General features: G+C 61.8%; 14 protein-coding genes. 3 read left to right on the top strand and 11 right to left on the bottom strand.

Features of this window, described 5'->3' with window-relative positions:
* Positions 1-35 precede the first annotated feature (35 nt).
* Complete coding sequence (locus tag GVV77_RS00325) at positions 36-1,340, top strand: restriction endonuclease PLD domain-containing protein (RefSeq protein WP_246199586.1); 1,305 nt, start codon at positions 36-38, stop codon at positions 1,338-1,340.
* A 401-nt stretch (positions 1,341-1,741) separates the two neighbouring features.
* Here GVV77_RS00325 and GVV77_RS00320 read toward each other — a convergent pair whose 3' ends face one another.
* The 5 genes from GVV77_RS00320 to GVV77_RS00300 form a co-directional block, all read right to left on the bottom strand.
* Entirely contained in the window at positions 1,742-2,416 is a 675-nt protein-coding gene (locus GVV77_RS00320) for a hypothetical protein (protein ID WP_159615304.1), read from the bottom strand.
* A 41-nt stretch (positions 2,417-2,457) separates the two neighbouring features.
* On the bottom strand, positions 2,458-2,844 hold the full coding sequence (locus GVV77_RS00315; protein ID WP_159615302.1) for a hypothetical protein: 387 nt from the start codon (positions 2,842-2,844) through the stop codon (positions 2,458-2,460).
* Positions 2,845-3,007: 163 nt separating this feature from the next.
* Positions 3,008-3,229, bottom strand: a complete 222-nt coding sequence (locus GVV77_RS00310) for a hypothetical protein (protein WP_159615301.1) — start codon at positions 3,227-3,229, stop codon at positions 3,008-3,010.
* A 430-nt stretch (positions 3,230-3,659) separates the two neighbouring features.
* A complete protein-coding gene (locus tag GVV77_RS00305) occupies positions 3,660-4,061 on the bottom strand; it encodes a hypothetical protein (protein ID WP_159615300.1) in 402 nt (133 codons plus the stop codon).
* Positions 4,062-4,159: 98 nt separating this feature from the next.
* A complete protein-coding gene (locus tag GVV77_RS00300) occupies positions 4,160-5,086 on the bottom strand; it encodes a hypothetical protein (protein WP_159615299.1) in 927 nt (308 codons plus the stop codon).
* 481 nt (positions 5,087-5,567) lie between these two features.
* Between GVV77_RS00300 and GVV77_RS00295 the strand changes: the two genes are divergently transcribed.
* Both GVV77_RS00295 and GVV77_RS00290 read left to right on the top strand, forming a co-directional pair.
* The gene (locus tag GVV77_RS00295) at positions 5,568-6,686 is read left to right on the top strand and encodes a DNA cytosine methyltransferase (RefSeq protein ID WP_246199546.1); all 1,119 of its coding nucleotides are present in this window, start codon (positions 5,568-5,570) and stop codon (positions 6,684-6,686) included.
* A 229-nt stretch (positions 6,687-6,915) separates the two neighbouring features.
* Entirely contained in the window at positions 6,916-7,461 is a 546-nt protein-coding gene (locus GVV77_RS00290) for a hypothetical protein (protein WP_159615298.1), read from the top strand.
* Positions 7,462-7,608: 147 nt separating this feature from the next.
* Here GVV77_RS00290 and GVV77_RS00285 read toward each other — a convergent pair whose 3' ends face one another.
* From GVV77_RS00285 to GVV77_RS00260, 6 genes are all read right to left on the bottom strand, one after another.
* On the bottom strand, positions 7,609-9,273 hold the full coding sequence (locus GVV77_RS00285) for a DUF262 domain-containing protein (RefSeq protein WP_159615297.1): 1,665 nt from the start codon (positions 9,271-9,273) through the stop codon (positions 7,609-7,611).
* Positions 9,274-10,628: 1,355 nt separating this feature from the next.
* A complete protein-coding gene (locus GVV77_RS18460) occupies positions 10,629-10,997 on the bottom strand; it encodes a type I restriction-modification system subunit M N-terminal domain-containing protein (protein ID WP_201293144.1) in 369 nt (122 codons plus the stop codon).
* 279 nt (positions 10,998-11,276) lie between these two features.
* The gene (locus GVV77_RS00275; protein ID WP_159615296.1) at positions 11,277-12,194 is read right to left on the bottom strand and encodes a MetQ/NlpA family ABC transporter substrate-binding protein; all 918 of its coding nucleotides are present in this window, start codon (positions 12,192-12,194) and stop codon (positions 11,277-11,279) included.
* A gap of 70 nt (positions 12,195-12,264) precedes the next feature.
* On the bottom strand, positions 12,265-12,999 hold the full coding sequence (locus GVV77_RS00270; protein ID WP_159615295.1) for a methionine ABC transporter permease: 735 nt from the start codon (positions 12,997-12,999) through the stop codon (positions 12,265-12,267).
* Entirely contained in the window at positions 12,996-14,054 is a 1,059-nt protein-coding gene (locus GVV77_RS00265) for a methionine ABC transporter ATP-binding protein (RefSeq protein WP_159615294.1), read from the bottom strand. The genes GVV77_RS00270 and GVV77_RS00265 overlap by 4 nt, the downstream gene beginning before the upstream one ends.
* An 18-nt stretch (positions 14,055-14,072) precedes the next feature.
* Positions 14,073-15,479, bottom strand: a complete 1,407-nt coding sequence (locus tag GVV77_RS00260; RefSeq protein ID WP_159615293.1) for an LLM class flavin-dependent oxidoreductase — start codon at positions 15,477-15,479, stop codon at positions 14,073-14,075.
* Between the last annotated feature and the right edge of the window lie 10 nt (positions 15,480-15,489).

Raw genomic sequence — 15,489 nt, 5'->3', positions numbered from 1 at the left:
TTCCCCAATTGAATACTATGCGCGGCTTGAATCTTATGCGCGGCGAGCGACACGATATGGACCCAGGACACGGGCGCGCAGCCAATAACGCCGTTAATGGAAGCCTTTCCGCCAAAACGGTTGCTATGTTGAGGGTGATCAAGACAGCCCTCGCCAAGGCCATCTGTCCGCAGATGGCCCATCACAACTTCGCCGGATATATCCTCACTCGCACTCGGGTTGGGTGGGATGTCCACGCGTCCAAGGGACGGAGCCCCATGTTCTACGACAACCTCGCCGAGCACATCCTGCGCGCTCCACGGGCAGCCGCGAACCTCGACGTGGTGAGCGGGTACGCCTCACCGTCCGCGCTCCTGTGGTGCCTCTCAGACGGAGACCCCAGCAAAGTGGTGTCCTCCAGCTCCGACCTGAAGACCACAAAAGTCATGCCACAAATCAGACTGCTGATTGGCATGGCGGGGGCTTCGGGAGTCACCCGTGCCGAGCACGAGATGTACATGCGCCTCTGTGCCGGCTCTCAGGGTCACCTCGAAGTCCGTTATCCCCATCCAGACTTCCAGACGGACATTCATACGAAGGCCTACTTGTGGAAGGACGAGATATCCCGCCCCCTGGTCGCCTACTCGGGTTCCGCGAACATGACCAATGCTGGGATGGGAATCGGCAACCAGGTTCAGGAAAACGTCATGAGCAAGGTCGATCCCGTCGCAGCGTCTGTGTATTTCGAGCAACGCTACAGCCTCGCCCTCGACTGCCTTGCACCCGAGGTTGAGGACCTCATCGACTTTCCGGTGCACCAGGACGACATCCAGTTGCCAGTTACTCCCGCCGGAGAACCCGGATCGAGCCGACCCGATGCTGACGCCGCCAGGGTCGACTTCTACCTGTACAAGAAACGGGAAGGACAGGCCTACGAGCCCGGTGGCGGAATCAACTGGGGTCACAGGGATGCCAGAGACCGCAACGAGGCATATGCCGCAATCTCCGCCGCAGTCAGCCGATCAGGTTTCCTGCCGCTGAAGAACACCCCCATCACGGTGCATTGTGACGATGGCGAGATCCTTGTGCTCAGGGGTGCCAGCGGAGACGAAAAGCACCCGTCCGGCAAGGACCTCACCTCGATTCCCTCCAACGCGACCCTGGGCGCCTACCTGCGGAGGCGGATGGGTCTGCAGTCCGGTCAGTACGTGGGCATGGAAGAGCTCTTCGACTACGGCCGGGCATATTTCACGCTGTCCCGCCTCCAGAGCGGTGACTACTACCTCGACTTCTCCGCACTCGGCCCCGGAGACTTGACGGGGTTGGAGGAGGCAGGCCTTCCTGATCGGGACGAGGGATGAAGCCCTCCGGTTCAAGCAGCGCGCCGTGGCACGGTTCTACAGGCGCCGGTTCTTCGATGCTCGGGGAGCTCGAGTGATCTCTGAGGCTCTGCTCGACAGCTTCGCGGGTCTGGAGTACGAGTCCATCGAGCCGTCGTTGGCTGATTTCATCCTTGATGCATGAAGCCCTTTCAGGGCATGGGAAACTTCAATCTTTGACCTGATAAGCCCGGCTCAGGAACGAATCGACTACCCCCACCGCATCGGCGAAGGTATGAAGACACTTCCACCACTAACGTCACCTACTCGTGCATCAGTCCCTCAGAGTGAAGAACGGCTTCCTCCTAGCCTGGTCTCAGTCCGGGTCCTCCGCCCAGACGGCGCACCTGAGACGGATTGGGCAGCGCCTGCAGACTTCAGGGTCATCTACCCCCGGGGGTAGGTACGCGCCGCCAGAGGGAACGAGGATTCCTGGGGGCGGGCTCTCCTCCTGCGACGCCATCCGGTAGGCCTGGCAGGTCCTTCCCCTTCCCGAGGCCCGAGAGAGTTAGGATCCAGGGCCGCTTTGCCGAGGGTTCATCCGGATGGACCACGCGCTTTTCACGGCTGCTGGCCCGCTGCTCTGGCGTGAAGTGGCGCCAGAGATCGTTGGCAACCCTCAGCGCATCGTCCCTGCTCGAGAGCTTGAGTTTGACGAGTGCGCCGGCGACGTTCCCGTGCATCATCGCGTGGTGGTGCTCGGGCTGGAAGGCGGGTGACTGGCCGAGAACCCACTGGAGGGCCAGCCGACGGGCGCAGGCCACTGTCGAGGCGCTTGCGTAGGGATCGATAATTCCGACGGACTGGGCCACTTGTGCCTCCGGGACTGAGTTGAGAGCGGGCACGGTGCGCCGCGTGGTAGAAGGCATGTCCGCGGGGGACCTCACAGATTTCGCCTGGAGGCCGCCCGCCTTGGCCTGCACCGCAGCGCCCTTCACCTCTGGGCGAGTGAGGAGTGAGAGTATCGAGGACGGACTGCGCAGTTCGCCTCCGATGTTGAATATCCAGCTAAGGGTGACCTTGCGGCCGTGCTCGACCCCGTCCAGGGCTAGCCACATCAGATAGGGGTCGCTCAGGGCTGCGGTCTCAGACCTTGCTTTCAGGCTTTCAACGGTGACGGGGTCGGCTGGGTCTGGGACACCGACCATGTCGTCGGCGCGGAAGGGCCACCAGACTGCTGGGGCGGATGAGGGGAGGTCCCCTCGGCCAGGTTCGTCACGTGCAGGTCCTGAGCCAGCGGGCGGGGCCCAAGTGCGTCCAGTGCACGGAGCTCACCGATCGCACCGGTGCTCGTGTCCCGCTCACCGAGGGCATCAAACTCAACCTTCCGGCCCAGGAGCATGGTCACCACGTCGACAAGGCCTTCGACGTCGATACCGTCGTCAAGACCGACGGAGAAATCTTCCACCTTGGCGGTGATTTCGAGCCGTTCCTCCTCGGGAAGCTCCCGCATGCCTTGGGCCAGCTTGCTCTTGAGGAAATGCATGTGACCCTTCAGGGTGACACGTTCACGTGCGGCTATCTGATCCACCAGAGCCGCAGTGGAGGTGACCACTTGTGCAACTCCGGCCGCCTCATCGCGGCTCAGCCCCCCCACCGCACCAGTCTCAAGGGGTTGTGAGCAGAGAGCCGGATCCTCTCTCCGTCCGTCAAGCCGAGGTCCCTGCCCCCAGAGGCTCCACCTCGGCGATGACCAGGCGATGGAGGTGGTCTGCCCGTTCCTTCCACTGGTCTCCAGTCACGCATCCGTGGAAGAAGGGTAGTGCGCGCCGAAGGGCACTGACAAAGTCCGAGGTGGGCCTCGCCAGCTCCCAGGTCTCGAGGTAGCCGCTGGCCGCGATGTCGAGGACGGACTCACTGCTCAGGACCACACCTGCGCCGCCGCCAGCGCGCGGCTGGGTACAGTCGTGGATGGCGAGGAGGAACGACCAACTGGGGCAGGTCCGTAGGGCCAGAGTCAGCCTCCCTGCCCAGCCGCCGGACGAACCGCTCGACCGACTCCGCATCAGCGGCGAACCGGCGGGAAACCGGCCTCTCTCGGTCGGTGCTTTCGTCCCGCCAATGGTGCACGAGCTCCGCTGGGTTGCGGCACTCCAGGACGGTGAGGTTTTCTGCTAGACCGCCCGAAGCAACCGCTTCGCCGCCGAGCGCCTGGAGAAGTGCTTTCACTCCACGGCAGTCCCCAGGGCTCTCTGCTCGCCCCTGGCGGGAGACGAACATCCATGGGCACCGGCATGTCCCACTCGTCCACGAAAACCCGCCGCCACGTCTCAAACGTCGGGTTGACGCCGTTGTCTCGGATTACGAAAAGCTGGTCCACATCGGGAATCCGCCGCAGCAGCTGGAACAGGGCCCACTCGGGCGGGGTGAAGAAGTAGAAGCCGTGGTGGACCCCCACTCTCCTGCCTCGGGGGACGCCGAACGCCCGTTGCAGGGCATCCTCGATCCGGGAGCGAAGATTCCGGGCGTGGGGGTTGACTGCCTTTGGAAGTCGTCGAGGTCGATCCAGAGGTCGTCACGCAAGGCTGTCAGCGAGGGGATGTCCTTCTCCAACTGGTTCCACGCGGCCACAGCGGTGCGGGGGAGCTCGCCGTCCACGGAGAGCTCGTCGGGATGGATGCCCCCGGCGATCAGTCCATGGACGGTCAGGGAGAACTCACGCCGGGACCTGACCAGCAGCTCTCCTGCGCCGATCGATGACACCTTGACCTATCGGTGCATCAGTCCCTTCAGCAGGGCTGAGGCGGCTCAGACCCTGCCCAACTTCGCGGCCTTGCACCTGTCGAGCCCATGTGTCCGGTTCACAATCCTGCTCGGACAGCGTGGGCGTAGTCGTGCAACATGGCGCGAAACTTCTGGACGGACTCTGGGTCCAGTAGCGGCAACCCGGCCGTGTAGCGGCTGGAGACAAGTTTCGTGCTCAGCGGCCTGCCCGCCAGGACGGTGTCCGCGCCGGCTACGAACTTGTCGAGGTAGACTAGGCGCCGCTCGACGAAGGCTGAGTTGATTTCGAAGAACGCCAAATTGTCCACGTCCAGCCGCGGCTCGACCGGTACCGGGACACCGTGAGGGATCAAGCGGTTCCAGGCGTAATCCGTGTACGCGGCCGTGGAAATGCCCTCGTGCCCACAGAAGATGGCTCGGCTGGTGGCCTGGAGCAGCGCCTGCACGCGTGGGTGGTGGTCGGTCAGGGAGTTCAGCGGCGAGGGGATCCAAACCAGGTTCGCCATGAAGGAGTAGATCCACGGGTCACTTCCCCCGATTCCACCGTCGTCGAGTTTGCGCCAGATGTGGCAGGCCGTGAACCCCCGCGACGCCTTGCCGCCCGCGTAGACGTGGCCTGTGGAAGCGGTCACGTTAAGCGGGATCGGCAGCTTCTTGATGATGCTGTTGTCATCCCTCAGGTACCCGTTCTCGTGGGGGGAACCCCAGGACTCGGGCCCCTGGTCCCATCGGGCGGAACGGTCGCGGATGCACCACGGCGTCATTGTGGGAATCAAGGCGTACCCGCCCGGGGACCACCAGATGCTCAGCCGCTGCAACAGGTGGAGGGTGAGACGCCAGTACGGGCCCTCACGGTTCCCCGTCGCGGCCTCGGTGAGGAGGCCCTCGCTCAGGTAGCGGGCGATGCCGGTGCCCCGCGGGGCGCCGGAGGCGACGGGGTCTGTCCCCGAGAGACGATCGAGCTCCGCCACGAGACCAGCCCTGCCGTCGATGCTTCTCATCATGCCCTCCTGCCACCGACGACACCCCGTCGTGGGACCAACACCGTCTGCCGGCGACCAACCGGGTCGAATATACATTGCAAAACTCTGGTTGAAGCCCGCGGCGCGCCCTCCATCACCTCCAGCCGACAGCCTCCAGCGACAGTCCTCACTAGGCGTAGCGCGCGCTCTGCCGGAGGGCTATCTCGACGTCGGGGTCTCCGGAGGCAAGGATTGCAATGCCTTGGTGGCAGGACCGGAGCCGGCGCGAGGGAAGGCGTGCCCTGGTTCCAGCTTGGAGTGCTTGACCTCGTGAGAATGTCAGGAGCCCTTCGCGCGTGCAATCCCTCTCAGCAGCCTCGGGCACTGCACGTGAGAGCGCTTTTTCGCCTTCAACATTGAAGCGCATGTGAAGCTGATTTCCTCGTTCGCCAACGTTGGGTATGCGATCGACGTCGAGGTCGCGAGGCTGCGCAACGGCAGCTGTGCGGATAGGATGGGTCTCGTGACCATCGCAGCTGAACGCCCCATCAAGACCACCGCAGACACTCCCGCAAGTACCGAAACCAAGACATTTCGGTTCGGTGAGCTGTTCTCCGGTCCGGGCGGGCTCGGCCTGGCCGCGAAGCTGGCATCTCGGCCCGGATACGAGATCGTCCACCAGTGGGCAACTGACTATGACGCTGACACCTGCCGCACCTACGCCCAAAACATCTGCAACGACCCCGATGACAAGTCAGTGGTCCACCACGACATCCGCACATTGGACTACGAGGTGCTCAAGCAACTTGGCGGAATCGACGGCCTGGCGTTCGGCTTCCCGTGCAACGACTTCAGCCTTGTGGGAGAGCGTAAGGGCTTCGACGGCAAGTTCGGCCCGCTCTACACCTACGGCGTCAGGGCACTGGAGGAGTTCAAGCCCGACTGGTTTCTGGCCGAGAACGTCGGGGGTATTCGAGCCGACGGCGGGGTCGCTCTGAAGCGCATCTTCTCCGACATGATTGCGGCCGGCTACCGCATCTACCCGCATTACTACCGGTTCGAGCAGTATGGCGTCCCACAGGCCCGACACCGCATGATTGTCATCGGTATCAAGAAGGAGCTGAAGGTCGAATTCAAGGTGCCGAGCCCAAAGCCCTACGCTGATCGAGACGTCAGTGCCAAGACTGCTCTGAAGGACATCCCGGAGTCGGCCACCAACCAGGAGCCGACCAAGCAGTCAAAGAACGTCATTGAACGCCTAGAGTACATCCCCGCCGGCGGCAACGCCTGGCACGCTGCGATCCCCGAGCACCTACAAATCAAGACCAAGACCAAGCTCTCCTCGATCTACAAGCGCCTGCATCCGGAAAAGCCCGCTTACACAGTCACCGGTTCCGGCGGCGGCGGAACCCATATTTATCACTGGTCCGAACCCCGAGCCCTCACCAATCGCGAACGTGCGCGTCTTCAGACGTTTCCAGACAATTACATCTTCCACGGTTCGAAGGAGTCTGTGCGCAAGCAAATTGGAATGGCAGTTCCGGTGGAGGGGGCTCGTGTGATCTTCGAGGCTCTGCTCGACAGTTTTGCAGGGGTCGACTACGACTCTGTTGAACCGTCTTTGGCTTATCTCATCCCTTAGGTGAGGACGAAACCGTGTTCAAGTGAGCGTAGCTATACACCCAAGCCGGGTGCAGGGTAGAGGCCGAAAAACCTTCATCGACGTAGGTCACCGCGACAAATCGGAAGTCACGTGGCTCGTGAGCGAGTATGAGCAACAATTGCGGAGAACCGGCGATCCAACAGCCCATGCTGCCCTAGTCAAGGGCCTTTGCGAGCGGGTGTTTGGAAACCGAGGCTAGGAGATCTTTGTGGAGGGCTATCGGGACTTCACGCGACGATTGATGAAATCCGATCTACATCCGGCCCCGGACGTCGCCAAGGAGAACCTCGATCCGGACAGGACAATCTACGCGTCAGCGGCACGATATTTCGGCTACGAGTTCGACCACGATGTCGGGGCCGCGCAGTTCGCTTGCCACTTTCCAATAGATGGCGGTGCCCTCGGCGGGTTCTGCGACATCCTTGGGGGCGCCGTCGAATTCTATGAACCGCGTGACCTTGTCGCCGAGGACACCGCCGATGGCAGCCCGGTAGTGAGATCGCTTTCCTTCCTCACGGGATGCTCCGTCCTGCAACCACCCGGTGCCAGCCTTAGTGGCTACAAGTTCGTGAACATTCGACAGGGCTCCACGGACGACGTCCTCATCCGACTGGACTTCGGCGAAGCCTTCCTCGTTGTAAACGCTCCCCTACGGCAACTCGACGCGGCACAACGGGAGGACGCTGAGGTATCAATCAGCTTCGCCCTAGACGTATTCGACAGGCAGCTCGCCGGGAACTACTCGAGATCCTAAGTCGGGCGCCTAACTTGGCGGTACTTCTCCCCCACCTGACCGGCCGGACGGTGACCGACTGGGTCAACCAAACCGATCAAGGAAGTACTTCGACGCCCACAGGAAACTTTGGGCATGACCAGTGGGCAGCGACACTGGCCAAACTGCTTACGGGTTAACCAGTACTGACGAAGCGAAGTCAAGAGTTCGCTGCTCGATCACCGCTCGGGTCCACACCTGCTCGGACAGCACCTGAACACTCCTAGGAAAGTCCGTGACTCGTGGTGAAAGATAGGTATTCTTTTTATCGACGAAGTCTTTGTTTTGTGCGGAGGAGTTTTTTCCCTTGCTAAGTAATACTAGATTTCCCGCAGAATGTACCACGCTGTCGATGTCACTTTGCGAAAAATCTACCCGCCACTGACTCTCCGCAGCAGGGTTTTGCGGAAGCACATGCTCTACGGACCGCACCGAAAATTTTCTGGCTTCGCTTAATTCAGACGCACAGATCTCGGCTCTAAGAAGAAGATACTTCGAGTAGCCGGCCCCATAAAATCTCGGTGACCTACACGCTTCTTCGATAGCCGACCCATCGAACTCAATGTTGTCCAAAACGGCTTTAGATCTTTTGGATACCTCTATCGACTTAAGCATGGATGTATAGGTTGAATAGCGTTCATCCTTCCGCATTCCACCAACCCACTGCTCGAGGAAAACCTTTTCAACCAGAAGGAGAAAAGCGTATAGGTCAGCTTTCCCAAACTTCCTCGCAAACTGCAGCACGACGGCGCGCCACTCACTCGCAACAAAATTAGAAACCATGGCCGACATCATAGTCTCGAACTTTTCCGAATTAGGCGTGCCAGCAAGGTAATCACAGGAGATGAACAGCGAGTCATAAATATCTACGTATTCGCCTAGCCGATCTAGGAAATCTGATCCTTTCGTTGGCATTCCCGGCTTGCCAAGTATCCTATCCTCAAACTCCTTTAAAAGATCAGCCTTAGGTTTGTCTTGCGTATAGATTAAGCGAAGCGAGTGAAAGATGTCTTCGAACCTATCTGCTCCGACCTTTTCCTCCATTCCCTCCCACTTATCCGCGTAGTGAGCTCTCACACTAGGGTCAGGGACGACGCTGGGTGCTAAATTGTTGGCCTTTAGGATGTCGACTCGGCGAAGTTGTTGCCCTCGATCATTGACGATTGTGAACAGACGAAATGCTTCCTCAAAACTTGAAGCTGCGAGATAAACTACAACACACCGTTGCAGAATGAACCGAGCAAGCTCTATGACCGATTGCGCTGGCAATGCGCTTAGACGCTCCCGGAAGGCCTTTGCAGCCGCGCGGTATTTCCGCTCCCCGTATCCAAGCAGCTGGTCGACCGAATCATCTTCAACTGCACCTCCCGCTTTAATCACAATATTATTGAATGCTTCGAGATCACGAACGTGTAGCCTGTTTCGAGCGGGAATTCCAGAAAGGGACTGTTCACGTTGTAGAAGTTTGTCTTGTATTTGTCCCTGCATGTCTTGGTCGCCAACAAATGCTTCAGAATCTCGGAGACAGGCGAGGAGTATACATAAAGCGGTGAGCCGCTGTTGCCCATCTACGACATCAAAAGTAGATACGCCGCCTTCCACGCCTACTTTATGGAGGACGAGGGTACCCAAAAAGTAGTCGGAGTTTTTTGGCGCTTCGATGAGATCACCAATCAAGTCAGATAGATTATCATCGCTCCAAGAGAAGGGTCGTTGGTAGTCCGGAATTCTAAAGAAGTTTTCGCGGTCAAACAGCTTTCCGACGTTAACGGTCGTACTAATCAAATCGGCCACCGGCAATCTCCCTACTTGTTTCGACCCTGGGATTCATCATGTACTCAAAGTATCGCATGAGTCCCAATGAGCACGCCGACGTTACGTATGCACTTCCACTGCATGCGGACCCCGTGGCGTGCAGCACTGGGAAGCCAATGTGGATGGCCAGTCCATGCAAGAAACCACGAGACTTGAGGTAGGGCCTTAGTAGCGGGTCATTCTTCAGCGAAAATCTGTTCGCGAGGCTAAGTCGCAAGACGCAGTCCGGGGGTGACATAAACCAATAAGGCCGCCCATCCGACATCCTCGATGAAGCGAGGATCGATGCCAACTCGTCGGTCAACTATCAAGTTTGGATGCAAGAAGTGGATTGAGGATATTCACGAGGCAGTGCGACGTCTTGAGTTCTACCAGGACAGCCTCAACCACGACCCTTCTCTCGAGGACGTTCGCGCCTATCTCCCGAAGAATCACGGCGATGTCTTCCCAGAAGCCCTTTCCCCGTCAAGAGAGGAGGCGGCGCGCTGACCCCCATCGCCAAGCCCCTGCCCATGCGCTGATAAGTCACCGAGTTCCCGCTACCCGGCCTGTGCTTGATACCACGACCCCGGGGTCTCGGACTCTATTTGGCAGTTTGCTACGGTGCGCTAGGCTCCCTTTTCATGGACTCCACCGCTTTCGGTATCGGGCTGGGACTTGCAGGCATCGCTATTACCGTCGCCCTCGGCTTACCCCCATTACTGCGGCGACGTAGTATCACGCATTGGACTTCACCCACCTGGACGCGGGGAACCCAGAAGATCAAAACTACGCAAGTCCCAACAGTTACTGTCCGATGGTCTGTACGCGGCAGCACCCCGTCCATTCAGGGTGTGGAATGCGCGATTCACGGGCCCTCGGGTAAGTGGGTCCCGCTGGCGTCCCCAAAGGGAAAGCTCGATCTCCCGAAGGAGAATTTGTTCACCTACGTCAACCTCTTGGATGAGACGCCTTTCAGCTCGGTAATCACTTCGCCAGCAGACATTGGCAAGCCTGTTAGAAACGCCACTGCATCAGCCAAACTCGGCCGCTATAGGCTTCGGATTCGATGGTACGAAGACGACAAGAAGAGACGGCGCGAGAAAATATTCTCAACTGTGGTGAGCTGAGCAGCGGTAGAACGCAGCCGACAACTAGCTGGTTCATGACACTGGATAGTCCGGACGGGACATGCCGCATGCGCTGAAGCTCATTTAGGTCCGTTGCGGTCAGGGGCAGCCCACGGCGCAGGCGTTGGGCTGGTTACGTGGTCCAGGGATCCCTGCAGACACCTCCAAGCCTTCTCCTGGAACCGGGAGAGGTTCAGCGACCCCGTCGTCGTTCCCTTACCGACGCTACCGGAAGTCCTGGAAGGGGCGGCCTTTGCCACCAATACCGGTAGGGGAAAACGGGTCCTCGACGGGTTTGCCGGTGCGATTGACCTTGTTCTCGGCGCGGGTCTGGTTCGAGTCCAGCCGCTTGAGGAACAGCAGGTAGGTGATTTGTTCGATCACTTCCAAAGAATTAGAAATGCCGCCGGTCCAGAACGCATTCCAGCCCTTGTCTACCTGGAGCGTTGGCCTCTCCCTGTTGGTGCCGGTCAGCCCCTGATCAACATAGATACGCTCCTCCGAGACGCCGAGGGCGGTGCGGCCGTTGTGTTGGGCGGTGAGATCCTGGTCGTTGGTGGACGCGCGTGCGCGTCCGATGAGATGTCCAGCCATGATCCCGGGTGTAGCGGTTGAGGCGCCTTCATCGGGCATTTTCTCGGGCGGGGTAAACGCGACTGGGCGGCACCAGGTTCTATGTGGAATTCATACTGGCGGTCCTGGCCGGAAATAGTGTCGCGGTGGAGGATCGGCGAATTCGACTGATTCTTGCGGCTGAAAATCTTTAGCCCGAGGGCTCCACGACTGAAAGAGTGTGGTGCCCCCGCCGTGCTGGGTGAAGGGTGCCAAGAATGGGCCCACGTTAGAGGATGGCGCCTCTCCAAGCGCCGGCGCTTACTCCCCCTCGATCGGCAGCAGCAGCCCCTTCACCTCCGGATCGGTCGCCAGGAACTCCTGCACGGCCGGATCCTGGAAGGCCTGAGTGAGCTTCTTGATGTTTTCCGTCTTCAGGTACTCGGTTCCCACGGTCAACTGCGAGGCGAACTCATCCGGGGCCGGCGGGGCGAAGATCTGCAGCTCCAGCGGAATCTTCGCCGCCGTGTAGTACTCCGTGTACCCGACGGCGGCATCGAGGTCGGGCAGCGCCCGCGACTGCGCCGCGAAGTCCAGCAGCCGGAACTGAAGGTTCTTCGGATTCTCGGCGATGTCCTTCTGCGTCGCCTCCCACTTGTTCACCCCCTCATTCAGCGTGATCAGCCCGGCCCGCTCCAGCAGCCACAGCCCCTGGGCCTCGTTCGCCGGATCCGAATACAACGACACCGTCCCACCCTCGGGAATCTCCTCCACGGACTTGTACTTATCCGACCAGATGCCGAACCCCCACCGGAACACCGGGCCCACCGCCGTCTCCCGGAAATCCGGGTTCGCCTCGAGCACCTGCCCCAGCCACAGCTTGTGCTGGTAGATCGTGGCCGCGACCTCGCCCTCGCTCACCGCCCGGTTGATGGTGTTGCTGTCGCTGAGCCCCTTGAACTCAATATCGATCCCGTACTTCGGCGCCACCTCCTCATCGATGAACTCCACCAGGGCCTGCTCAGCATGGTTGCCCTCCGCGGTGGCCACCAGCAGGGTGGCGCCCTCAGTCTCGGCGGCGGACCGCTCGGGGTTCAGCAGCGGCACCGCGATCAAGGCGCCGGCCGCGACGACGACGGCGGCACCACCGGCAATCCATGGCGCCTTACGCCGCTTCCGCAGGGTGAAGCCGTGGGAGGCGGGGTTGGTGGACGGGGAAGGAGAGGTGTTTTCAGACATGGCAAAGCCTTTCGAGGGCGCGCTGAACACAGCGCGGTAATGAAAAAGAGAAAGAAAGAAGAGAGGAGGGTCAGGCGTGCTGCAGCCGCTTCTGCGGCGTCACCCAGCGGACCAGCCGGTCGCCGGCGACCTGCACGAACGCGACCGTCGCCACGAGGACCAGGATGGTCGCGAGCATGACCGTGTTGTCGAACCGCTGGTAGCCGTAGGTCACGGCGACGTAGCCGATGCCGCCGGCACCGATGGTCCCGGCGATCGCCGAGTACTCGATCATGGCGATGACCTGGATGGTCAGCCCGCCGAGCACGGCCGGCACCGCCTCCCCGAACTGCGCCGACCTCATGATCTGCAGGTTCGAACCGCCCGACGCGCGGGCCACCCTCACGATCGACGGCGGCACCGACCGCAGCGCGTTCTCGACGATTCGGGTGAAGAAGGCGATCCCGGCCAGGGACATCGGCACCACGGCGGCGGCAATGCCGATGTTCGTCCCGGTGATGAAGCGGGTGAACGGCACGATCGACGCCATCAGGATCAGGAACGGCAGTGACCGCCCCACGCTGATGATCCACCCCAGCACCGCATGCAGTGCCGGCCGCTCAAACAACCCGCCCGGCGCGGCGTTGTGAAGCAGGACGCCCAGCGGTGTGCCGACTACGAGGACCACCGCCATCACGATGCCGACCATGAGCACCGTTTCGCCGTAAGCGGGCAGCAGCAGTGCGGGAAGCTCGGCGACCGGCACATCGGCCCGCGGCACATAGATCGACGAAACGAAAACTGAAGATCCAATGACGGCGCTCATGCTGCACCCTCCAGCGCCGGAACGGCCCCGGACCGGACCGGTGGAACCGGCGCTCCCCCGGTGCCGGCCTCCCGGCGGGCATCGGGTGTTCCGCTCAACCCATACCGGGTCAACACATGCCGCACCGAGTTCTCGTCCGCCGAGGCGATCCCCAGGGTCGCACTCCCGGTATTGATGCCGTGCACCGTTTCAACCGATGCGCCCAGAAGGTGCACGGGCACGGCAAGGTCCGCGGAGACCCGCTGGATCCAGTCCCCCGGCACGTTTGTCGAGTCGTAGGTGACGTACCAGGTGGCGGCGCCGTCGCCGGCCGCTGCAAACCTAAGTCGTGGCTGCAGCGCCCGGCCCAACGGAGAGCCGTGATTAGTCAGCAGGTCGACCAGCGCGCCGGTCTCGACGATCCGCCCGCGCTCCAGCCGGGCCACCGAATCTGCGATCTGCCGCACAGTGTCCATCTCGTGGGTAATGAAGACGACCGTGAGATCGAGGTCGGTCCGCAGCTGCTTCAGCAGTTCCACCACGGAGCTCGTGGTGTCCGGGTCCAGGCCCGACGTCGCCTCATCCGCTAACAGGATGGCGGGACGCAGGGCCAGCGCCCGGGCAATGCCGACGCGCTGCGCCTGCCCGCCGGAGAGCTGGAACGGATACGAGTGGGCCTTGGGCCCAAGCCCCACCCGGTCGATCAGCTCCCCCACCCTCGCCCGGATCTCCCCCGGCGTCACGCCAAGGTATTCAAGCGGCAGGGCGATGTTTTCCGACGCCGTGCGCCGGCTCAACAGGCTCGCCGACTGGAACACCGTGCCGATCCGCCGCCTCGCGGCCCGCAGCCGCTTCTCCGGAAGGCTCGAAAGGTCCTCGCCGTTCACGACCACCGATCCTGAGGTGGGCCGCTCCAGCAGGTTGATGCACTGGGCCAGCGTGCTCTTGCCGGCGCCGCTCGGGCCGGTGACGGCGAAGATTTCGCCGGCGTCGACCTCGAAGTTGAGCTGGTCGAGCACTGTTACCGAGTCCGCACCGCGCCCGTAGGTTTTCGTCAGTTTAAGAAGGGAGATCATGGGTTTGTCCTTGGAGGCTCAGCGGGCGGCGGGCTGGAGGCGGTAGCTGGAACCGTGGTGCTCGGCGGGCAGCCGGTCGCCGCGGCCGAAGAGCTTGTGGCGCAGCGTCCCCTCGACGTACTCCGTGGGGTAGGCGCCGCGCTTCTGCAGCTCCGGCACCACGTACTTCACCACGTCCTCGAACGAGCCCGGGGTGATGGCGTAGGCGAGGTTGAACCCGTCGACGTCGGTCTCCTCCACCCACCCCTGGAGCTCCTCGGCGACCTGCGCGCCAGAGCCGATGACGCGCGGACCGAGCCCGCCGATGCCCGCCCACTCGGCGATGTCGCGCACCGTCCACGGCTTGCCGTCGTCCTCCACCTTGGAAAAGTTCGCCACGGCCGACTGAATGGCGTTCGACTTCACATTGCCCAGGGGCTCATCCGGGTCGTACACCGACAGGTCGATGCCGAGCCAGCCCGAAAGCAGCACGAGCGCCCCCTCGTAGCTGACGTACTTCTTGTACTCCTCGTGCTTGGCGTGCGCCTTCTCCTCGGTCTCGTCGGTGATGACGGTGAGCATCGTGTAGATGCGCACGGAGTAGCGGTCGCGTCCGGCGGCCTCGACGGCGTCGCGGATCTTGGTGACGGTTTCCTTGAGGATCGCCCGGGTCGGCGACCCGACGAAGACGGCCTCCGCATTGCCCGCCGCGAAGGCGATCCCCCGCGGGGAGGCGCCGGCCTGGTAGATCACCGGGGTGCGCTGCGGGGACGGTTCGCTGAGGTGGATTCCCGGCGTCGTGAAGTATTTGCCCTCGTGGCCGATCCCGTGCACCTTCGCGGGGTCGGTGAAGACCCCGCTTTCGGGATCGCGGACGACGGCGTCGTCCTCCCAGGAGCCTTCGAGCAGCTTGTAGAGCACCTCGAGGTACTCGTCGGCGTGGTTGTAGCGCTCGTCGTGCTCGAGCTGGTCGGTCTGCCCGAGGTTCCGCGCCGCCGAGGGCAGGTACCCGGTGACGACGTTCCACCCGAACCGCCCGTTGGTGAGGTGGTCGAGGGTGGAGAGGCGGCGGGCGAAGGGGTACGGGTGCTCGTAGGCGGTGCCGGCGGTGACGCCGAACCCGAGGTGCTCGGTCACCAGCGCCATGGCGGAGACCAGAAGGAACGGGTCGTTGACCGGGGTCTGGGTGCCCTGGCGCAGCGTTGCCTCATTGGAGCCGCCGTAGACGTCGTAGGTGCCGAGGACGTCGGCGATGAAGATGCCGTCGAACAGCCCTTTCTCGAGCGTCCGAGCGAGGTCGGCCCAGTAGCGGAGGTCCTTGTACCGCCAGGACTGGTCCTCCGGGTGGCGCCACAGCCCCGGGGACTGGTGGCCGACGCAGTTCATGTCGAAGGCGTTGAAGCGGATCTGGCGGGGTGAGCTGGAGGCGTGCGGGGATAAGGACATGGCAAAAGAA

Source organism: Arthrobacter zhaoguopingii, assembly GCF_009828605.1.
GTDB classification, from domain to species: domain Bacteria; phylum Actinomycetota; class Actinomycetes; order Actinomycetales; family Micrococcaceae; genus Arthrobacter_D; species Arthrobacter_D zhaoguopingii.
This window is presented reverse-complemented; position numbering and strand designations above follow the sequence as displayed.